18 protein-coding genes and 3 pseudogenes are annotated in these 19,861 nt (G+C 50.5%); 14 read left to right on the top strand and 7 right to left on the bottom strand.

From position 1 onward, the window contains the following. Nucleotides 1-5: 5 nt before the first annotated feature. The 6 genes from dpdJ to dpdD are packed head-to-tail and all read left to right on the top strand — an operon-like array spanning nt 6 to nt 7,330. Nucleotides 6-4,061, top strand: coding sequence for a protein DpdJ (gene dpdJ, locus JNO11_RS01955; RefSeq protein WP_325176875.1), 4,056 nt, complete (start codon nt 6-8; stop codon nt 4,059-4,061). Next, a complete protein-coding gene (locus tag JNO11_RS01960; protein WP_325176876.1) occupies nt 4,051-4,536 on the top strand; it encodes a hypothetical protein in 486 nt (161 codons plus the stop codon). The genes dpdJ and JNO11_RS01960 overlap by 11 nt, the downstream gene beginning before the upstream one ends. Continuing rightward, on the top strand, nt 4,533-5,075 hold the full coding sequence (gene dpdK, locus JNO11_RS01965) for a phospholipase D-like domain-containing protein DpdK (RefSeq protein ID WP_307594457.1): 543 nt from the start codon (nt 4,533-4,535) through the stop codon (nt 5,073-5,075). Before JNO11_RS01960 ends, dpdK begins: the two co-directional genes overlap by 4 nt. Continuing rightward, complete coding sequence (locus JNO11_RS01970) at nt 5,072-6,034, top strand: hypothetical protein (protein WP_325176877.1); 963 nt, start codon at nt 5,072-5,074, stop codon at nt 6,032-6,034. Before dpdK ends, JNO11_RS01970 begins: the two co-directional genes overlap by 4 nt. Nucleotides 6,035-6,053: 19 nt before the next feature. Continuing rightward, nucleotides 6,054-6,245 carry a hypothetical protein gene (locus JNO11_RS01975; RefSeq protein ID WP_325176878.1) on the top strand — a complete coding sequence of 64 codons (192 nt, stop codon included), beginning with the start codon at nt 6,054-6,056 and terminating at the stop codon, nt 6,243-6,245. Continuing rightward, the gene (dpdD, locus tag JNO11_RS01980) at nt 6,242-7,330 is read left to right on the top strand and encodes a protein DpdD (protein WP_325176879.1); all 1,089 of its coding nucleotides are present in this window, start codon (nt 6,242-6,244) and stop codon (nt 7,328-7,330) included. The genes JNO11_RS01975 and dpdD overlap by 4 nt, the downstream gene beginning before the upstream one ends. 58 nt (nt 7,331-7,388) lie before the next feature. On the opposite strand, the gene queD is transcribed toward dpdD, so the two are convergent. Continuing rightward, nucleotides 7,389-7,751: a 6-carboxytetrahydropterin synthase QueD gene (gene queD / locus JNO11_RS01985; protein WP_307594452.1), complete on the bottom strand. Its 363-nt coding sequence runs from the start codon at nt 7,749-7,751 to the stop codon at nt 7,389-7,391. 432 nt (nt 7,752-8,183) lie between these two features. On the opposite strand from queD, the pseudogene JNO11_RS01990 reads away from it, so the two are divergent. The 4 genes and pseudogenes from JNO11_RS01990 to JNO11_RS02005 all read left to right on the top strand — a co-directional run bounded on the left by JNO11_RS01990 (nt 8,184) and on the right by JNO11_RS02005 (nt 11,417). Then, nucleotides 8,184-9,297, top strand: a pseudogene (locus JNO11_RS01990) (IS3 family transposase). A 3-nt stretch (nt 9,298-9,300) separates the two neighbouring features. Beyond that, on the top strand, nt 9,301-9,525 hold the full coding sequence (locus JNO11_RS01995; protein WP_325176880.1) for a tlde1 domain-containing protein: 225 nt from the start codon (nt 9,301-9,303) through the stop codon (nt 9,523-9,525). Beyond that, nucleotides 9,494-9,757, top strand: coding sequence for a hypothetical protein (locus JNO11_RS02000; RefSeq protein ID WP_325177686.1), 264 nt, complete (start codon nt 9,494-9,496; stop codon nt 9,755-9,757). The genes JNO11_RS01995 and JNO11_RS02000 overlap by 32 nt, the downstream gene beginning before the upstream one ends. A 1,144-nt stretch (nt 9,758-10,901) precedes the next feature. Further along, the gene (locus JNO11_RS02005; RefSeq protein ID WP_325176881.1) at nt 10,902-11,417 is read left to right on the top strand and encodes an acyl-homoserine-lactone synthase; all 516 of its coding nucleotides are present in this window, start codon (nt 10,902-10,904) and stop codon (nt 11,415-11,417) included. A 138-nt stretch (nt 11,418-11,555) separates the two neighbouring features. Here JNO11_RS02005 and JNO11_RS02015 read toward each other — a convergent pair whose 3' ends face one another. Next, nucleotides 11,556-12,248: a LuxR C-terminal-related transcriptional regulator gene (locus JNO11_RS02015; protein ID WP_325176883.1), complete on the bottom strand. Its 693-nt coding sequence runs from the start codon at nt 12,246-12,248 to the stop codon at nt 11,556-11,558. A 765-nt stretch (nt 12,249-13,013) separates the two neighbouring features. Between JNO11_RS02015 and JNO11_RS02020 the strand changes: the two genes are divergently transcribed. From JNO11_RS02020 to JNO11_RS24740, 4 genes and pseudogenes are all read left to right on the top strand, one after another. Further along, nucleotides 13,014-13,358 (top strand): putative T6SS immunity periplasmic lipoprotein, encoded by a 345-nt coding sequence (locus JNO11_RS02020; protein ID WP_325176884.1) that lies wholly within the window; start codon nt 13,014-13,016, stop codon nt 13,356-13,358. A gap of 148 nt (nt 13,359-13,506) precedes the next feature. Continuing rightward, complete coding sequence (locus JNO11_RS02025; protein WP_325176885.1) at nt 13,507-14,325, top strand: CDP-diacylglycerol diphosphatase; 819 nt, start codon at nt 13,507-13,509, stop codon at nt 14,323-14,325. Nucleotides 14,326-14,630: 305 nt separating this feature from the next. Further along, nucleotides 14,631-14,879, top strand: coding sequence for a ribbon-helix-helix domain-containing protein (locus tag JNO11_RS02030; protein ID WP_010251542.1), 249 nt, complete (start codon nt 14,631-14,633; stop codon nt 14,877-14,879). A 3-nt stretch (nt 14,880-14,882) separates the two neighbouring features. Next, nucleotides 14,883-15,159, top strand: a pseudogene (locus tag JNO11_RS24740) (type II toxin-antitoxin system RelE/ParE family toxin). Between the two features lie 140 nt (nt 15,160-15,299). Here the strand turns inward: JNO11_RS24740 and JNO11_RS02040 are convergent. The 5 genes and pseudogenes from JNO11_RS02040 to JNO11_RS02060 all read right to left on the bottom strand — a co-directional run. After that, nucleotides 15,300-16,160 carry a ketose-bisphosphate aldolase gene (locus tag JNO11_RS02040; RefSeq protein WP_010671740.1) on the bottom strand — a complete coding sequence of 287 codons (861 nt, stop codon included), beginning with the start codon at nt 16,158-16,160 and terminating at the stop codon, nt 15,300-15,302. 5 nt (nt 16,161-16,165) lie between these two features. Next, the gene (locus JNO11_RS02045; RefSeq protein ID WP_033759776.1) at nt 16,166-17,590 is read right to left on the bottom strand and encodes a fructose-specific PTS transporter subunit EIIC; all 1,425 of its coding nucleotides are present in this window, start codon (nt 17,588-17,590) and stop codon (nt 16,166-16,168) included. Between the two features lie 106 nt (nt 17,591-17,696). After that, nucleotides 17,697-18,170: a PTS sugar transporter subunit IIA gene (locus JNO11_RS02050; RefSeq protein ID WP_022625347.1), complete on the bottom strand. Its 474-nt coding sequence runs from the start codon at nt 18,168-18,170 to the stop codon at nt 17,697-17,699. A gap of 18 nt (nt 18,171-18,188) precedes the next feature. After that, a complete protein-coding gene (locus JNO11_RS02055; protein WP_267127912.1) occupies nt 18,189-19,220 on the bottom strand; it encodes a PRD domain-containing protein in 1,032 nt (343 codons plus the stop codon). Nucleotides 19,221-19,271: 51 nt separating this feature from the next. After that, nucleotides 19,272-19,706 (bottom strand): annotated as a pseudogene (locus JNO11_RS02060) (HTH domain-containing protein); the annotation flags it as partial. Nucleotides 19,707-19,861 lie beyond the last annotated feature (155 nt).

Consider the following 19,861-nt stretch of genomic DNA (forward strand, 5'->3'; position numbering starts at 1 on the left):
TTTCAATGGAACAGATTATTCGCGCAGTACTTGATGGGCTGGAGTCGCAGGAGGCGGTACTGCTCACTTGGGGTAACACACAAGGTTTTTTCACTGAGACCGAGCTCCGTAATACTATTTCTCAGGTCCTACAGAACCACCCGCTCGACGCCAACGGGCTAACTAGTTTTGGCATAGCGAAAGTTATGATCGGTCGCGGATTGCTACTGCGCCACCAGCAAAATGGCGTTTCGGTGTTTCGTACCCGCATGGCTGAGTCAGTGCGGCTTTACAGCCAGTTGCGCCAGATGTTTCCTAAACATGGCCTTAATAATAACTGGCGTACCGCACCGACGTTGGTGTCCGACTATCGTTTCCTCCGCCGCCAGCGCAAATACCCGCTACGCAACATGCAGGCTGCTGAGGTTCTGCAGCAACTTGATGAAACTTCCGGTTTTACTTCTACCCACCACCAGCTACTGTCGGCCCTGATAAGTCACTCGAGCGGAATGTACAGTCTGGCTCGCTTTCAGCAGGATGCCTGCAAAAATGTACTACGCGGGGTGCAGCAGAGCCAGCACCGCTCGACTGCTACCATTGTGTGCGCGGGAACCGGGACAGGTAAAACCCTGGCGTTCTATTTGCCCGCACTGACCTTTATCGGAAGCGAACTGGTCGCCAAAAGAAAAGATGCGGTAAAGGCGCTGGCAATTTACCCTCGCAATGAACTGCTGAAAGATCAGTTTATCGAAACGCTGCGTCAGGTACGTAAACTGAACGGTGTACTGGAAGAAAAAGGCGTTCGCAAAGTACGTATCGCCGCTCTGTTCGGCATGGTGCCGCTAGATAAAGACGCGATTTATCGTGACTACATGAAAACGGCTTGGAGCCGGCATCGTGACGGCATGTCCTGCCAGTATATTCCCTGCCCGACGGATAGTTGTCGTGGCAAAATGGTCTGGCGCACCGCCGATCTTGAAAACAGTTTTGAACGTCTGCATTGCGATAGTTGTATGCAGACCATCGAGCCTGATGAAGTGATCCTGACGCGTAAGCGTATGAAGATCGAGCTGCCTGACATTTTGTTTACCAGCACCGAAATGCTGAATAAACAGATGGGCAACCCTTTTCTGGCATCGCTGTTTGGCATCGGCAAAAACATCGTCCCGCCGTCGATGATGCTGCTTGATGAGGTGCATACCTATTCCGGCGTCAGCGGTGCACAGAACGGCATGCTGATCCGCCGTTGGCGGCATCTGTCCGGTGCCACACCGCACTTTGTTGGGCTGTCTGCAACGTTGGAGCAGGCGACGCGCTTTATGGCTTCGTTAACCGGGTTGGAAGAGTATCTTGTGGCGGAAGTTAGTCCGACCGAAGACGATATGGAGACAGAGGGCGCGGAGTACATGCTGGCTCTACGTGGCGATCCAGCGTCCCGCTCTAGCCTTTTGTCCACCACCATTCAGGCCTCCATGCTAACCAGACGTATGCTCGACAATGCCGCAGTACCGGTCAGCAACGGTATATACGGCACGCGCAGTTTTGTTTTTACAGATGATATTGACGTCATTAACCGCCTCTATTTCCAGCTATTGGATGCCGAAGGTCGTTACTCGAATGGCAATATCAATGCCAAAAAAGAACCGCTGGCGATGCTGCGCGGCGATGCGCCAAATGAAGAGAAATTTACCTTTGGTCAGCAGTGGCCGCTGGCTAAAATAATTGGCCATACGCTCGATTCCGCTGACCGCAGCAACGTTAAGCGCACCTCTTCGCAGGATGCTGGCGTCGACCATGCTGCGGATCTGATTGTCGCTACCGCGTCACTTGAGGTCGGCTTTAACGACCCGAACGTCGGTGCCGTTATCCAGCATAAAGCCCCGCGCGATAACGCTCAGTTCCTGCAGCGTAAAGGGCGCGCTGGACGTCAACGCACCATGCGCCCGTGGACCGTGGTTGTGCTGTCCGACTATGGTCGTGACCGCATGGCATTTCAGTGCTACGAAAACCTGTTTGAGCCCGTACTAAAGGCGCGCCAACTGCCGGTTAGCAACAGCTACGTACTGCGCATGCAGGCGGCCTTTGCCTCTATGGACTGGCTTTCCAGCCGTAACGAGTATCTTAATCAGTGGAATCGCGGTATCTGGGATGACCTATCCGTCCCGCAGGACAAAGGTAAGCCATCTGAAGCTCAGTCAAAGCTGGCCGATCTGATTGAAGATCTTCTGAAAAGCCAGAAAACCCAGCAGGAGTTTAACTCATGGTTGGCTGAAGCACTGGGGGTTAAGGACGAAAAACTGCTGCAGTCATTGCTGTGGCAACCACCGCGCGCGATTATGACTGCGTTTCTGCCTACGGTACTTAGAAGACTGCGATCCAACTGGTCGCGCCTTGGCGTTGAGCAGGCCGATAACTGCCGCAAAAGCACTCCGATGCCTGACTTTATACCGTCCGCGTTGTTTAACGACCTCTGCCTGCCGGAGTTACAGATTAACCTGCTGGGTGAAGTCGGTCAGGGGCCCGATGCGCACAGCATGCCGATTTTGCAGGGGATGAAAGATTTCGCCCCGGGGCGCATTAGCAAGCGCTTTGCCATCAAAAGCATTCGCGAATGCCACTGGCTAGTGCCGAAAAAACTCGAGCTGAAAGATGGTTCGCATCCTTTCCCAATCGATGATTACTGCCCGCCAGATAAACGGGAGTCCATGCCCGATTGTCACATTACCACCCGCACTGGCATGCAGGTTATCCCCTGCTTCCGCGCTTGGGAAGTGACTGCCAGCACGCCGCCAGATGACCTTAAACTGAGTGAAACCTCAAACGCGTTTCTTAACTGGCACAGCGAGATCCGTCCACCTCAGAACAGCATCCCTGCGGAAGTGCCATCCAACAATGTCTGGCAGGATATTTTCCAGCAGGTGGAGTTTTACAGCCATCAGCAGCACTGTCCGATCGAAGCTGTGCGCTTTGCTACCGGATCACGTGCCAATATTAAATTCAGCGACCAGCGTGAAGGCCTGCAGATTGACTTCAAATTTGAACACCAAGACGAACCCGCTGCGTTTGGCTTCTCGCTGTGGGTAGATGCGATAAAATTCCAGTGTCGGTTACCTAATTTTGATTTCTCAAGCATCAGCAACAACCCTGAACTGGTGGCCGGATTGCGCACGGCGCGCTTCCTGTATGAGGTCACCCACGACGAGGCCATCTGTGTTAATACTTTCCTCGGCGGTTGGCTGGCAGAAACTGTCCTGGCAGGTATTGGCAGCGAAGCTGTATTGAAAAACTGCACCCCGGAGCAGGCGTTCCGCGCAATGGAACACAACAGCGCAGGGATCGCCTTGATTGACGTTCCTGCACGAATCTTCCAGACGTTGTATGATGCGCAGACTGGTGAAGAGATAGAGCAGGATCTACAGCAAAGCTTGCGTGAACTGTTGGCCCAAGCCCCGGTGATGGCAAGAATTGCCGACTGGGTGGAACTGCTGTGGCAACCGCTGGATAACACTTGGCTGGAGTGGTTGACCCTCAACTTCACCAACACGCTGGGTGCGGCGCTGCTGCAAACTGCTATGCAGTTGTGCCCAGATGCCGACGACAACGACCTAATCCTTGACCTCAACGGTGGGCCGGTGCGCACTGCGCTGCTCGCGCCTGACCAGCGCGAAATCTGGCTGTCGGAAACCACCGTGGGCGGTGGCGGCATAATTGAGAAGATCCAACAGATTTACCGAGAAGATCCGCGCAGTTTCTTCGAATTGCTAGACTTTAACCTCAGTCCAGGCAACTACGAGACAATGGACAATAATGTCTGGCACCTGCTGCAAACCATGGTAAACCCGGCATCATCCCTGCCTGCTTGTATGAATGCAATGCGCCTTGCTAACAATCATGCAAGCCAAGTTCAGGCGCAGCGCAACTTGCTGGGAGAATTGCAGCGCAGCGGCTTTATGACCAGCCACAGCTTCCTGTCGGCGATCAACACCCGCCTATTACGGCCGGGGACCGATGCCAGCAGCGACGTCTTTTTTACTTCAACTGCAACAGGATTGGCGACTGCAGGAGCAGCGATTGGGCATTGAATTACCACAGCGTGTTTATGCCTTTACCTGTAGTCAGTCCAGCGCGCTTGACCAGCAACTACAACAAGCGAGCCAAGGGCAGCGCAACTTGGAGAGTTGGCGTTTAAATACCTGTAATGGCCTACTGTGGCCACGCGGCCATACTATTCGTGATAGCTGGCTAACGTGGTACAACCCTTACAGTTTTGCCGGGCCAACCGAACGCCTCCTGCTGGCCCATGTGGTGCAGCACAGTTGTGCTCAGGTGGCGCTCAACCAACCAGACTGGATGCAGCAGTGTCACCAGCATCTGGAAAATAATGGCAAATGCGAGTTACTGGCCGAACCGGGCGATGCAATAAATGAGGCCATCGCTACTCTTTTAGTCACTCCAGTAGAAATGTATGGGTTGTTCTTCTACCCGCGCGTCAGTGCCCTGCGCCGCCACAACAATGATACCTTCGCCATGATTGAAATTCCGGAGGCGATCCAATGAATACCCGTCGTATCTTTAAATCCAGAACCTCACGCCAGAGTGAAGTTCTTGATGTCCTCAGCTCCTTATTGGTAGCGGAGATCGCTCAGCCCAGCGCGGAATTGTGGATTGTCTCGCCGTGGATCACCGACCTCGACCTGCTGGATAATCGCACTGGCCGTTTCGACTACCTCGAACCAGCCTGGGGACAGCGTCAGGTGCAGACCTCAGAACTGCTGGCGCGTGCGGCAGCCAACGGCGGTACGCTTAAAGTGATGACCAACGAGACCCAGCATAATGCACGCTTTATCCGCCAGTTAACCGAACGCGTCGCCAACTACGGCATGCTGGATCACCTGTACATTGGCCAGAAAGAGGTGCTGCACACCAAAGGGTTCCTCGGAGATCATTTCTTCCTAAGTGGCTCGATGAATCTGACGATCGGCGGGATCGTGATCAATGATGAACAGATTAACTTGACCACAGACAAAGCAGCTATCGTGCAGGCGTTGTTGGTGTTTAACGACTTTTACCAACCGGCACAGGGAGGTGTGCAATGAACAGCGCTGATAGCGATCAGTTCCTGCGAACCTTTTTCCATAGAGAAAACAATATCATCTCTTGGGAAAAAATCGCGGGTGGACTGCTAGAAGCATCAACCCAACAGCGGTTGACTCCCTGGCTTGACGATGTCCGCAACGGATGCTTCCCGGTGATCCTGCCGCGCGTAGTGAAGGGCAGTAACGATAAAGTCACCTGGTATGCAATGGCCGATGAGGAACGAGACTATGCGGAGTTGCGCGAGTTATTAGACGCGCACGTCGGCACCTCGTGGTCTGACTTTAACCGCCAGCGCACGATGCTGGATCCGAGCGACCCGGTGGAAAAAGCGTTGATCGACTACTATAGCAATAGAGTATATAAATTTAGCTCGCTTTCTCAGTCGAGGATCCCGGAGATTTTCAATGGCATAGAGCGCTTGCGCCAACAGCTCGCCAGCCGCCCGAGTCATCAGCTCACACTTCTGCGCCCACGTGGCCGTATTCTGCGTGATATCCGTGCCGCCTTGCGCCGTCGTGATGTGCCGCAGACTCGCCTCTATCTGCAGGAGCTGGGTGATGCTGGTGGCATAGGCCATATAAACGAACTGTTTATCGAACTGCGCTGCATGGCTCTGGAAGGTGATGCCAAAAGCCTGCTGGATTCGACTCAGTTGCGACAGGTCTTGGATATGCCGCACCCGTTGGTGTTGGCTGAAGAAGTGATGACAGTCTTCTATCAGCAGTTTCTGCTGAAGTATGAGCAGTTGAGCGACCTCGCCACCCAACGACAAGCATTTAATAATTTGCTGGTGAAGAACGTACCGCGCCTATTCCAGGTGACGCAGGGTATCAACACCCCATCGGCGATAAAAAATATCCTACTGTGGTTACTTTCCGACACACAAAGTGATCCGGCAAGACTGAGGGAACAGGCACAACAAGTGGTTGCCGGTATGAAGGGGGGCAACAGACGATGACCGGCACTGGATCCGCCGGTTGCTGGAAGCATTCCCGGCCGTTGCAGTGGCCCCCCTACCGGCGGCGAGCACCGATGAATTGCTTGCCAGAGCCGACGAATATCCTGAAAGCGTTCTGAAAGAGTTGCTGTTGCTACCGGTCAGCGCTCGCGGAGCAGCCATTGCTTTGCAATGTGCCTGGGTCGTAGGTAGTGCAGAGAAGCTGCTGTGAAGGCTGTCAGCTATCTGCAACAACTGGCACAACAGGAGCGTAACTTGTTGCTGGCGAAACCGGCCTTCCAGCGTTACTACACTGCCCTACAGTTGATGCTGCCATCCATACGCACAGAACAGGATACCGCTGGGCTTGAAAACTGGCAGGGCTGGTTGCAGGAAGTGTTAAATAACCCTCAATGGCCGGGGGCGATAGAAGCGGTAGAGCAGGCCAGCAGCCAATGGAATGCAGAGGATTTCCAGCCCGAGGCATTTGTTTCGTTGCTGGATAAAACCAACAGTTGCGCCAGTATGGTGTTGCGCGATGCCATTCCAGTGCTGCTCGAGTGGCTGGATAACCATCAAACCAGCGCTTCCTGGCAGTCTGTCCGGTTGGCATTGCTGCAACAACTGGCGCTGGACGACAATAGTTCACGCGAAGATATCTTCACTGCCTGTGAGCTAGCACGCGGTTATTTAGAGGGCGATAGTAATGCGCATGATTACCGCGAACTAATAGAAAATCTGCAGATGATGATCGAGAATTCAGGTACCACCAGTGCTAGCGCTTGGCTGGATTTGCTGGAACTGTTCTTGGTATACCCGACTGCTGACCAACTTGCCAGAGAACAGTTATTCAATCTGGTACTCAACATGTTTTACCGCAACCCAGCCCGCTATAGTGAATTGCAGTGGAGTCTATTGGCTCAGTTTGCTGGTGAGTGCGGGCTTGTCTGTGACATACCCCCACAGATTGTAGAAGACAGTGGGGAGAAAACTGATGAGGTTCGTGTCGGATCAACATTGAATGACAAGGTAGTGGGCATTTATACACTGACGGAGTCGGTAGCACAGCGTGTGAAAAAACAACTACTAGCCGATTATCCTCAGGCTGATATTCGCCTCAACAACGATAAAGGCGGCTCAACCATGCTGCGTTCATTGGCAAAAGAAGCAGATATATTTATTTTTGCCTGGCTTAGTTCTAAACATTCTGCTTATTCCGCGATAAAAGAAGAGCGAGGGGATAAACCTTTGCTGCAACCTTCCGGTAAAGGCAGTACGAGTATGCTGGACTGTATCCGTAGTTATCTGAAATTATAGTAAAGGTAAAAACACTTAGCTGGAACGTATTAATGTCACAGCTAAGTTCAATCTCGGGCTATTCACCCCGGTAAACGCAACCTGCAGTACAGGTTTCTTTCACCATGACAGCACTCAGGATCGGCAACTGTGTTTTAACCTGATTCCATATCCATTCGGCCATTACTTCGCTGGTTGGGTTTTCTAAGCCAAGGATGTCGTTGAGATAGTAGTGGTCTAGGCGATCTAGCGTCGGCTTGAAAATGGCCTTGAGTTCAGCGAAATCAATAATCCAGCCTGTGTGTTTATCAACTTCACCGGTAATCTCAAGGCGCACGACAAAAGAGTGTCCGTGTAAGCGGCCGCATTTATGGCCTTCCGGTACATTGGGTAGATGGTGTGCGGCTTCAAAGGTGAAATCTTTGTATAACGTAGTTTTCATGAGGACCTCATTTTTCGTTATACAGTAACAATAAGAGCTAGGATTTCCTAGCATTTCTGAGTTAACTACCACTACTCTATTGAGAGACAAAAATATTCCGGTCGAGTTCTACCTGGGCTGTTTTCGAGTGTGAGCCTATGTGCAGGCTGAGTATGCAACTAAATTGCGGGTATCGCCGATCACAGCCTAACATTGACTGCTGCGCTTGGTTCTCACTTAATGGTTTAAAGGTTGGCGGCAAGAAAATACCTCAGCATTCTCATGCTGCCACAGTTGTTGGATGGCTGAGGTCTCCTGTACGACAATTCAGGCAGTAACTTTCACCCTCGTAATCAGTTGTGTAATGTGAACATTGCCAACTTGAACTGCTCCCCGTTGATTAACACACCGCGATGTTAATATTGTCTTCCCAAGCCACATGAGGACATCCCCATGAAGAAGCGTTTTTCCGACGAACAAATCATCAGTATTCTCCGCGAGGCTGAAGCCGGGGTTTCTGCCCGTGAACTCTGCCGTAAGCACGCCATTTACGACGCCATCTTTTACACCTGGCGCAAGAAGTATGGCGGTGCCCGAGGTTAAGCGCCTGAAGTCTTCCTGAGGAAGAGAACGCCAGACTCAAGAAGTCGCTTGCCGAAGCCATGCTGGATAGGGAGACACTTCAGGTGGCTCTGGGGCGAAAGTACTGACGACAGGCCAGAAGCGGGAAGCCGTTGAGTTTATGTGTGATGCGACCGGTCTGTCGCAACGTCGTGCCTGCAGGCTTACAGTTTTGTCTCTGTCGACCTGCCGCTGCGAAGCTCAGCATCCGGCGGCTGATGCGCATTTATCAGGGCGCATTATTGAGTTGGCACTGGAGCGCTGGCGTTTTGGCTACCGCCGCATCTGGCAGTGACTACGCCGTGAAGGCCTTCAGGTTAATCACAAGCGCGTTTACCGCCTTTATCATCTCAGCGGGCTGGGCGTAAAACGCAGACGACGTCGTAAAGGACTGGCAACGGAACGTCTGCCGCTGCTCCGCCCGGCAGCGCCCAACCTGACCTGGTCGATGGATTTCGTTATGGACGCGCTGGCCACCGGTCGCAGGATAAAATGCCTGACCTGTGTGGACGACTTCACGAAGGAATGTCTGACAATTACCACCGCATACGGGATTTCAGGCGTTCAGGTCACGCGTATTCTGGATAGCATTGCACTGTTTCGAGGCTATCCGGCGACAATAAGAACTGACCATGGGCAGGAGTTCACTTGTCGCGCACTGGATCAATGGGCCTTAGAGAATGGTGTTGAGTTGCGCTTAATCCAGCCGGGCAAGCCAAAGCAGAACGGATTTATTGAGAGCTTTAACGGACGATTTCGCGATGAATGTCTGAATGAGCACTGGTTCAGCGATATCGTTCACGCCAGGAAAATCATTCATGACTGGCGGCAGGATTATAACGAGTGTCGTCCACATTCGGCACTGAATTATCAGATGCCATCAGAGTTTGCAGTACGCTGGCGAAATGGAAAAAGTGAAAATAAAAAAACCGACATTACTAACTGACGGTTGTATCTAGTACTGGGGGCAGGTCAAGGGAATTTCAGGCTACATCCTCGCGGGCCTCTTGGTGTATCTTTAGGTTGTATCACTTTGCAACACAGAACTGATTTCATCGCTATTCGGCAAGCATTACTCTCTACTTCACAAGTGAAATTACGTAATGGACTAATGTCTTTTGGCACAATTGAGGTGGTTTTAAATGGAAGCAAAACGTGTCCCAGCGGGGTTTAGAATCCTTATCGCAGTATCTTTGTTTGTAATGACGTTCCTTCTGGTAAGACCGTCAGATCCATCGACACAAGGAGAGCAGCGGTTTTGGATAAAATTAGCAGGGCTATTTAATCAACGCGATATTGAGGGTTTTGTGGGGATTACGCTGTTAGTGATCTGTACAATGGTAACGCTCATCGGTTATAAGATTATAGTCAGAGTCATTGAGAAGCAACTTAACACTAAGCAATGATTTCATAAGATGTGAATTAATTCTGGCAGAAGTTAAAAAATTGCTTATAAATTTAATGATGTAAATTCGCTCACATTGCGCATTAAATTATTATGATATGTACGGCTAACTCTTAGGTTTTCTTGCCCAAAATACTTGCATGCGCAATTGATTGAGTTGCATTGTAACCTGCTCACTGTTTTCTGGTGTATCTCCACCGGGACATCGGGTTTTCGTTGCCTGATTGTTTAATTCACTTTCCTGCAGTCCGATTATCCCCCCCGGGAATGAAAGAGACAACACAGGGATGTTTATACGGGATTGAGCCTGCCAGAAAACCGTCTTATTTGCCTGTCGAGGAATAATCCGGAACGCTTTCCAGACACGGAGAGCGGTCAAAGGAACAATTAAAAGCCATGATAGAGTGTGGTGATGTGGTATGCCTGAATGGTGCGTCTGTTCTGTCCGCAGGGCTGTTTTACATTGACGACAAAGGTAAGTTAATTTGCGGCAATGAAAATGCCTTCAGATTCGGTGGAGCGAAAACACTATCGGTGCGTTTAATCCTGCAGTGAGTAAGCGCGATCACCGACGCTCTGACGGAATACCTGCGCCAACTTCATTAAGGCAGCTCGGCGTGGGAGGCGGGAGACAGCCAGTAACCTACGGAACGCTTAACATCAAAGGCGTCGGCCGGTTACTCGCTGCTGGCGGTATCTGTAACGATAATAGTGAGGGGTTTCGTATAACGCTGAACAGTTTGGTGGCGATGTCTTCAGCAACTGATTAGTGTCAGGCGGGGAAACCCCCGGTTAACCTGTATCACAGATTAGATAATAGTTGCTTTAGTCAATTCAACAGGAAAGCTTGCCCCTTAAAATTATAAAGGGCAATAATTAAACTATAGTTAATTGATGTTTTTCGTATTTTAATATAATTATCGTTTGAGCGCTTATTGCACTCTGTACCCGGTACCTGAAATATCAGATAATCGCGGGTGGGTTTTCCCTGGTGTTGACTTGGTCTTTGACCTCCTGACCGCTAAGCATGGTGAGTGCCCGGTGGTCAGGTATTTTTTTAAGTATAGGGTCTGCGCAGGTGTAATAAAAGCTGTCTTAAAAGACAGGGGTAATGGTTCCCATGTGTGATTATCAGGAATGAATGAATGAATTCTGCTATTGAGTTTTTTTTGCGTGATTACGATGAATTTCCGCCAGAATTATCAACCGAACTCTACCGGCTCAGAAGAAAAACATTTCGTGAGAGGCTCGACTGGAAAGTCGAATGCATTGACGGCATGGAAAAGGATCAATTTGACAACGAAAATACGACTTACCTGCTGGGCATGCATAACGGGAAGTTGCTATGTGGTGCACGGTTTATAGATTCGACGCAGCCGACGATGATGAGCGAAATTTTTCATGAATATTTCGAGGGTATAAGTGGTCTCCCCACAGATATCCCCTGTTGTGAGATTAGCCGGCTGTTTTTAGATAAAGAAAGACGTGATTCTGCAGGCCTGCATGGCTTGCCCGCCAGTAAAGTGTTATTCCTTGCAATGATTTTTTATTGCATGAAGAGAAACTATCGGGGGGATGTACGCTGTGGCAAGTCGCGGCATGTATGCAATATTTCGCCATGCGAACTGGAAAATAGAAGTTATTCAGAAAGGCCTTTCTGAAAAAGGGGAAGTTATCTACTACATTTTCATGCCTGCCAGCATGAGCATCGTGGAAGATATTATCACCAGGGACAAAGCCAGTGGCTGGCTTCGTGAGATGTCCCGGCATTTACGCCATCTTTAACCTGTAACGCTGGCTCAGTTGTCCAGCAGCCGGAGCTCCGTTCCAAGTTTTACCGCATGTGTGGCGTTATTCACTCCGAGCTTTTTCATGACGTTGCCCATATGAAATTTTACGGTGCGTTCCGCAATAGATAAAATGACCGCAACTTCGGCGTATGTTTTCCCGGCGCCGACCCACTTAAGTATTTGCCGCTCACGCGGTGACAAAAAAACGTTTTTTTTCTGATGGTGTTGGCTGTATAAGTTAAGCGTTTTCTGATGCAATTTAATAAGAAAACTAACTATTTTCGAACGATTTTTTTCCATGTCAATACCAGAATCTTTCTGACTAATAATGGATAGCAAAGCCAGGTTGTTCAGGTAGTCATGCAGAGGGAATGTCTGTCCCTGGAAAATATTATATTGAAAGCTTTCATTAAAAATTCGCGTGAGATTGTAGCCGCCTGACAGAATGACGTTGTTTTCCCAAAAAAAATCTTCAACACAACGTAAACTCTGAATAATGACGGGATCAATAAATTGATATTTTCTTTCAAGGTATATGTCGAACCACTCAGGGTTGTTATTAATAATACGCATCTGTGAAGGGTCTTTCTTGTTCATAATGGCGTAGGCATAGATAATACCCTTGTAATCCTCAAAGAATTCATTCAGTTCACTCTGGATTAACAAATTGATTCTTGTATCGTTGTAGTATGTATCCTTCACGTCAGTTTCTACCTCCGGGATGAGTGAATAAACCAGTATAATCCGCTTCGTTAGCTGTTGCTAATCGTATTTTAATCCAGCTAACGGACAGTGCAAACGACATCTGCCAGCAATATCCTGAATATTTTTGCTTTACAAAACGGATGGAAAGACCAGCTTACAAGACTATAGATGGATTATCGGGATTCACAAAAATCTGCGGGGACAGCAGGAACATTCGAATAATGATTCGCGATTTTAAGTTATTGCGGACTGGAGTGAACCGACAGCAGCATTTTCATAACAAAACGCATGCTGGCAGGAATAATTAAACAGACACCGAGTCAGTATCTGACTGCTGACGGTTTTTAAATCCTGATGCCTATGCTCCCCCTTCGGCTACCCGGCGTTACCGGGGCGTCAGTTCTGCTGCGCTAACCCCTGTGGGTTTTGGACATAGGGCCTGATGGCAAACGTTCAGCTCAACCCTGCAGCCGGCTTAACACCTGCGCTTTCACTGGCCATATAGGTGATGACAAGCGAGTGTTAATCAGCAGGAGGCACATCAGGTCGTGTAAGTATGCCAGTAACCTGATTACTCTCCTGAACAGTAAGTCTCTATTTTAGCTGACTATTGGTTACTACTGGTTTATGGGATTGATAAGTGGTTTTTCTATCAGAGGCCCGGGCGCATGGGGATGTACAGGGGCAATGACATGTTGCAGGATGTCCCTTGGCCTTATCAGAAAATCGTAACAGGCAAGGGTCGTTAATCATGAAAACAAGATGATGCTGGGTGTCGTATTTCTCTTAACGGGATGCCCTGGGCCTGGCGACCGAATGGTGGAGCGAGAATCTACAGCGGCATTTATCAAAGACAAGCAAGTTTGTGTGGTGTCGCCACTGGAGCCACAAGAAAGGATTACTGCCATTCAAATCAACAGCGATAAAAGCAATTCTCTTCACAAGGTTTTTGATGACAAACCTGTTTATGTTCCAAAAGGTGAGTGCCTTCCTGTGTTCGGATTTAAGTTCACAACTGGAGAACGTTACTATTTCGCCTATGATGTTCAATCTGATAAATCAGCGTCGCATTTAGTCACGGCTGATTTTTCTTATTCCAAAGAATAAGGAGGCAGAACATTCACTCAGTTGCCCTAACCACCCTGCAACACCAGCGCTATACTAACCAACCCGAAGCTGGTTACCACTGGCTCCGTGCTAAACTGGATAAACGCTCCCCCCAATATGAACCCTTGTTGATGAGGTTGTACCTGCATTGAGTCGCCTGACCGGACGCCATCCGCTGAACGGGAAATTATTGTGGCGATGCCGGTCTCTGCCGCTGGTCATCACGCTGCTGCTGACAGGATGCGCCCGCTCTGACGCGCTGTGGACGGTCACGCATGACCTCTGCATGAATAACTATCACTATCGTCGCGATCCGGCTCCCTGCCAGCAAATCTATCTGCCGCAGGACAGCACACAGGGCTACAGCATCATCCAGAATCCTCGCCACAGGTTGCACTTTATTCTGGTGCCCACGGTGGCTATGTCCGGCATTGAGAGCATTGCGCTGTCGCGCCCCGGACGTCCCGACTATTTCGGCTACGCCTGGTTAATGCGCTATCGTCTGATGGCGGCCTATGGCGCTGAAGTGCCTGAGGATCGGCTCGGCATGGCGCTGAATTCCGCTTATGGCCGCAGCCAGAATCAACTACATATTCATCTGACCTGCCTGCGGGAGGATGTCTATCGCCAGCTTCAGGCCGAGCGCCCCTTTATTAATAATGACTGGCGACCCTTGCCCGACCGTTTGCTGAACCACACCTACTATGCCCGCCGCGTTATGCAGCCTACGGCGATGGGGATCTATCCTGTCTCCTCCGTAGCGCGCCATTTCCGGCTGTCGCCGCCGCAGCTGGCAGAGTCTGGTGTGGCGCTCATTCCGGCGACGTTTTCGGGAGAAAAAGGATTTATCCTGCTAACTACCCGGCGCGGCTGGGATAAGGGCAATCGGGCGTCCGTTGAGTCGCTGCTGGATAAACGCTGCGCAATTCTTTCAGCGCCGCCAGCTGATGTTTCAGACGGGAAGTAACTAAACCTTATCACCCTTAATCCTCCACCGACACAGCCACTCTGCTGTAATCAAATGCTCTGCCAGCAAGAACCCGACTGACGAGGACGATCGCCCGTGCATCGGTTTCGTAAACATTGAATCAGGTTCGTGTCCGCCCAATATAGTGAGATCGCATAGTCATTTATCAGACCAGTCCATAGGTGACAATAAGTGCGAAACAAACCTCAGGATACTGCCCGCAAAATAAGCTCTGATGTTTTTATAGACAAACCCAAGTTAGACTTAATAAAAGTTATTAACTGTTATTAAAAGAGGTGATCACTATGGGTTCTCTTACAAAACAGACCATTAGCGCACAGATACCCACCGATTTGGCCAATGCTGTAGAAAATCTGGCTGTGGAGCTGGATCGTTCTAAAAGCTGGATCATCAAGGAAGCGTTGACCACCATGCTGGCTGAAAGGGAACGGCGTCATCAGAACATTCAGGCTGGTCTTGCCGATGTAGATGCCGGGCGTGTAGTAAGTCACTCGGACCTGGTTGAATTTGGTAATCGTTTAAAGAAAAGCTGATAAATGGAAATTTACTGGACGGCTTAAAGCTCAGGATGACCTGGAACGCATCTACCGTTTTGCTCTTCAGTACAGCCGACAGCATGCTGATGATGTCCTGGACCTCCTTATAACCGGCTGTGCTGGCCTTAAGGCGCACCCAGCAATCGGCATACAGCAGGTTCGATATGAACCACGTGAAGTTTGAAAGCTAATACTGGATGACTACGAGATTTATTACGAACTTCGTGATAATACCATCTACATCGTGGATCTTTGGCATACGAAAAAAGAGCGATGAGCAGATCTCTTTTCATTGATGGCTGTTGCTTACTGACCTGATACTTATTTAAAGCTCACTTCTCAAAACCCAAAAAAAGACACCGATCCATCAGTGCCTTTCCCATACTCAACTCGCAACCAATCCCCCCCACCAACCCCTTACCGATACAACGCCGCTTTCCCCACCGAACTAAACAGCGCCATCTTCGCCGCGACCACTTCACTTGCGGCCTGCATCGGTTTAACAAAGAGGGAATTAGGCTCGTGACCCCCTAGCTTCAGTTCCTGCTCCAGCGCCACGAAAAACGCCTTCTTCATATCGCTGGAGATATTGATTTTACCGACGCCATAACGAATTGATTCCGCGACCTCGCTGTCTTTGTTGCCCGAACCGCCATGCAGCACCAGCGGAATATCAACCACCTTACGGATCTGCTGCAGGCGCTCGATATCCAGCTTCGGCTGCTTCCCTTTGGGGTAGAGGCCATGCGAGGTGCCGATGGCGACCGCCAGCGTGTCGGTGCCGGTCTCGCGCACGAAGGTCTCGGCCTGCTGCGGATCGGTATAGAGAATCTCGTTACTGCCGCCTTCGCCGCTGCCTTCCGCCACACCGATGGTGCCCAGCTCCGCTTCCACAGAGACATTAATCGTGTGCGCTATCTCGACAATCTTCTTCGTCAGCGCAATGTTCTGCTCAAAAGGATGAGAAGAGGCATCAATCATTACCGAGGTAAAACCGGCGTAGATCGCTTTCATCACCTCTTCCAGCGAGCGGCCATGGTCCAGATGGATCACCACCGGCACGCGCGCCTGAATCGCCAGCGTCCGCAGATAGCCGATAAATTCCGGGCCGGTAAAGGCCATCTCTTCAGGATGGATCTCCAGAATCAGCGGTGAATCCAGTCTCTCGGCAGTCTCAACCGCCACACGTCCAAACTCCGCGCTGGCGATGTTAAACGCGCCAACGCCAAACTGATGCTGTCGGGCAACGCTGAGCAGATCTTTCATGTTGTAAAGCATAGGTTTTATCCTTGTTTTGCAGGAACGGAGATATCTTTTTTCAGGAACAGCAGGATCAGCGCTGTCAGCAAACTGCCTGCGGCAATCGCAAACAGATAACCCATGACATTGCTGATCACGTTAGGAATGAAGATGACGAAAATGCCGCCGTGCGGAGCGCGGGAAGCACAGCCCAGCATCATTGACAGGGCGCCCGCTAATCCGGAGCCCGCCACGATGGCCGGGATGACGCGCAGCGGATCGGCGACCGCGTATGGGATCGCGCCTTCGGTAATAAATGACAGACCGAGGATGTAGGTGACCTTGCCGGTCTCGCGCTCCTGCTCGGTAAATTTGCGGCGGAAGAGGGTGGTTGCCAGCGCGATGCCCAGTGGTGGCACCATGCCCGCCGCCATACAGGCGGCAATCGGCCCGTAGACCCCGCTCGACATCAGGCCAATCGCAAACATACAGACGGTTTTATTCAGCGGGCCACCCATATCAAAGGCCACCATCATGCCGAACAGCAGGCCGAGAATGGCCGCATTGGTGTTACCCAGCGAACTGAGGAAGTCGGTCAGCCAGCCGAGCAGCATTTTGATCGGCTCACCAATCAGCAGCGCCATTAGTGCGCCGGTCAGCAGCACGCTTAACAGAGGCACGATTAAAATAGGTTTCAGTCCGGCGACCGCTTTGGGCAGATGGATATGGTTATTGATCAGCAGCGTGATGTATCCGGCCAGGAAGCCGGCAATCAGCGCGCCGAGAAAGCCGGAGCCGGTGTGGATCGCCATCATCCCACCCACGGCGCCCGCCACGATGCCCGCTTTGCCGCTGACAGACTGGCTGATCCCCAGCGCCAGAATCGGTAGCATCAGGGCAAAGGCGGAACCGCCACCGATGTCAGAGAGCATCTTCGCTATCGGGCTGAAGTTCGCGTCCCCTGGTGTGGCCGCCGTAATCCCGAATGAAAAACTCAGCGCGATCAGAATGCCGCCCGCCACCACAAACGGGATCATCAGGTTCACGCCGGTGATCAGGTGCACATAAATCTCTGAAATCCAGGAACGGGAACCCGACGTCTCACGGGCACTGTTAGCCGGTTCCGATGCACTGGCCTGTGGGGCGGAGTCGGCAAGCCTCGGAGCCAGTTCGCCGTTAACAATGGCATTTAACAGGCCTTCAGCATCCTTCGCGGCACGGGTAACGGGCACCTCAATCACGTTTTTGTGCTGGAAGCGCGCCATCTCAACTTTTTTATCTGCGGCGATTAACACGACGTCCGCCCGATGAATATCGTCGTCGCTGAAAATATATTCGCTTTCAATCGCGCCCTGGGTTTCAACTAATACATTCAGGCCCAGTTTTTTAGCCGCTTTTTTTAAATTACTTTCGGCAAGGTAGGTGTGGGCGACACCTGTAGGACAGGCGGTAATGGCAATAATGTTCATAAATGTTCTCCAGTGAAAATTTTATATTTATGTTTTTCGGTCTGAAGGGATGGCGACAACCTGGAATACCTCCTTTATTTTTAATTCATGCTGCTCTCCGGTTTATTCAGGCTCCCGATCGGGATAACAGTAAATGAAACATTTCTTCGCGATGCGGGACATTAAGCAATTGCTCGACGACATCCTCATCGCCTAACGCAATGGATATTTTGGCGAGCATTTTGATATGGCCCACATCTTTATCGGACTCTTTTACCGCGAACAGAATAACCAGCCGGACTTTGGTGCCGTCGATGGTTTCCCACGGAATGTCCTGGCGTAAACGACCGACGGCAATACGGGTTTTGGCGACGGCAGCAGATTTACCGTGTGGAATAGCAATATGGTTTTCAAATCCGGTAGAGCCTAATTCCTCACGCAGATAGACATCTTTCAGGAAAGCGGCTTTATCGGTGACGGCCCCGGTCTGGCAGAGCAGGTCGGTCAGCTGAGAAATAATCTGCTCTTTGGTCTGGCAATCGACATCGAGAATAATGCACTCTTCTTTTAATACTTCGTTAATAGCCACGGCTGTCGTCATTTTGCTTCTCCATTATCATTAATTAATCGAATTCGATACCAGACACTCCGTTACCCGTGCGATATCTTTCGCCGAGAACAGGGCAGAGACATACACCACCGGTTTTTCCAGCGGTTCCAGCCGGATGGTGGAAATCACCACGTCACACTCATGTCGTTTCAGGGAGTCAGCAATATTTTTCCCTGGCACGATGTCGATAATTTTCCAGTCGGGAAAGGCACGGATAATGCGTCCGTAAAGCAGCTGCGAGGTGCCCAGACCGCTGGAGCAGACCAGTAATACCCGTTTTACCTTGATGCTGTTTTCGATGGCTGCCTGAATGTGCACCGTCAGATAAGCCACTTCGTCATCACTGATCTCATCCAGGCTGTACTCCTGCGTCAGCTGGCTGATCACCGCTTTAACGGCGGCAAACACCGTGCCCAGTTCGGTCTGAATATCATGCAGCAGCGGATTTTTAATCCGGATGTGATATCTGAGGCGGTTCAGCATCGGCTTGATATGCGAGGACAATGACGCCTGCAGGTTCTGGTCGGTGGTGATTTCAATGTTGATGCGCTGCGCCACCCGGGCGATCAGCGCCTCAGCAAAGCGGGTCTCACGCTCTGAAATCAGCGAGTCATCGTGCTGTGGTGACTCACCACCAGCCTTACCGGAGGAGACCAGATACTGATAGATGGAGTGAGACTCCTCGGCCACCAGTACCGTGTTGTAGGCGGTCTCAATGCGGTCTATCACCGCCAGTGATACCTGCCAGGCGTGATGGTCGCTGACCCGGTTCATCGACACCGCGCGGGCGTCGGTCCTGTGCATCGGCGAGTGGCTCCGGTGGATCAGTACCAGAATATGCGTAAATAAATTGATGTAGTAAGGATCGCTTATCGTATATTGCAGCTGCTGTTCAATAAAATTAATTAATTGCAGGGTAAAATGGACAGCCTGCTGACCAAATTTCTCTGAAAGCTCCTGCAGCGTGCTTTCATCCAGACGGCTTTCCATCATGTCCTGACGGTTATAAATCGATTTTAACACCAGCGCTTTCATCGCCATGCGAATATTATGGTCGCTTCCTTTTATGCTGGTTCCGACACGACTTTTTAATAAGGTTAAATCAAACTGATGTAACCATGCTTCTAATGTTTTTAAATCATTCACTATCGAAGCGCGGCTGATAAAATATTTATCCGCCAGTTCGCTGATGGATGAACTTTTTGGTGACAGCATTAATAAATCCGACGCTATTTTCAGCATCCTGAAGTTGCTGCTGAAATCATCCACCTCGGTTGAGAAAATCCGGCGCGCGGCTATTTCCGACTGCGCATCAGCGAATTTAATTGTGATCCCTCTCCCACTTTTTCCGCTGAGATTGATTCCCTGGCCAGAAAGTTTTTCGTTAATGTCGGCGATGTCGCGGCGTAAGGTTCGGGTGGTGATTGCTGTTTTTTCTGAAATAGCGTGCAGGCTCACATAACTGTTATGAGAAATAAGCTGTCGCATAATCGTCAGTTGCCGTTCAGTCAGCGCCTTCATCATCATCAGGTTCCGCTTAATCCGTTATTCGCCTTGTCAGTTATCATCTAAACAAAGGCACTATGCCATGTAAATATTAAAACATGGCCACAACCTGGTGGTCAGGCTGACCACCTGACAGTGAATTTCTTAAATAATCGGGGACGAGATGAAAGAATAAG

Origin of the sequence: Pantoea sp. 1B4, from assembly GCF_016925765.1 — a bacterium.
Lineage (GTDB): Bacteria > Pseudomonadota > Gammaproteobacteria > Enterobacterales > Enterobacteriaceae > Pantoea > Pantoea agglomerans.

Bases quoted from the DNA above. Each gene is read 5' to 3' on its own strand.
- dpdJ (WP_325176875.1), top strand. From the start codon at position 6: ATGGAACAGATTATTCGCGCAGTACTTGATGGGCTGGAGTCGCAGGAG.
- dpdK (WP_307594457.1), top strand. From the start codon at position 4,533: ATGAATACCCGTCGTATCTTTAAATCCAGAACCTCACGCCAGAGTGAA.
- JNO11_RS01970 (WP_325176877.1), top strand. From the start codon at position 5,072: ATGAACAGCGCTGATAGCGATCAGTTCCTGCGAACCTTTTTCCATAGA.
- queD (WP_307594452.1), bottom strand. From the start codon at position 7,751: ATGAAAACTACGTTATACAAAGATTTCACCTTTGAAGCCGCACACCAT.
- JNO11_RS02000 (WP_325177686.1), top strand. From the start codon at position 9,494: ATGGAAGCAAAACGTGTCCCAGCGGGGTTTAGAATCCTTATCGCAGTA.
- JNO11_RS02005 (WP_325176881.1), top strand. From the start codon at position 10,902: ATGAATTCTGCTATTGAGTTTTTTTTGCGTGATTACGATGAATTTCCG.
- JNO11_RS02020 (WP_325176884.1), top strand. From the start codon at position 13,014: ATGATGCTGGGTGTCGTATTTCTCTTAACGGGATGCCCTGGGCCTGGC.
- JNO11_RS02030 (WP_010251542.1), top strand. From the start codon at position 14,631: ATGGGTTCTCTTACAAAACAGACCATTAGCGCACAGATACCCACCGAT.
- JNO11_RS02040 (WP_010671740.1), bottom strand. From the start codon at position 16,160: ATGCTTTACAACATGAAAGATCTGCTCAGCGTTGCCCGACAGCATCAG.
- JNO11_RS02045 (WP_033759776.1), bottom strand. From the start codon at position 17,590: ATGAACATTATTGCCATTACCGCCTGTCCTACAGGTGTCGCCCACACC.
- JNO11_RS02050 (WP_022625347.1), bottom strand. From the start codon at position 18,170: ATGACGACAGCCGTGGCTATTAACGAAGTATTAAAAGAAGAGTGCATT.
- JNO11_RS02055 (WP_267127912.1), bottom strand. From the start codon at position 19,220: ATGGCGATGAAAGCGCTGGTGTTAAAATCGATTTATAACCGTCAGGAC.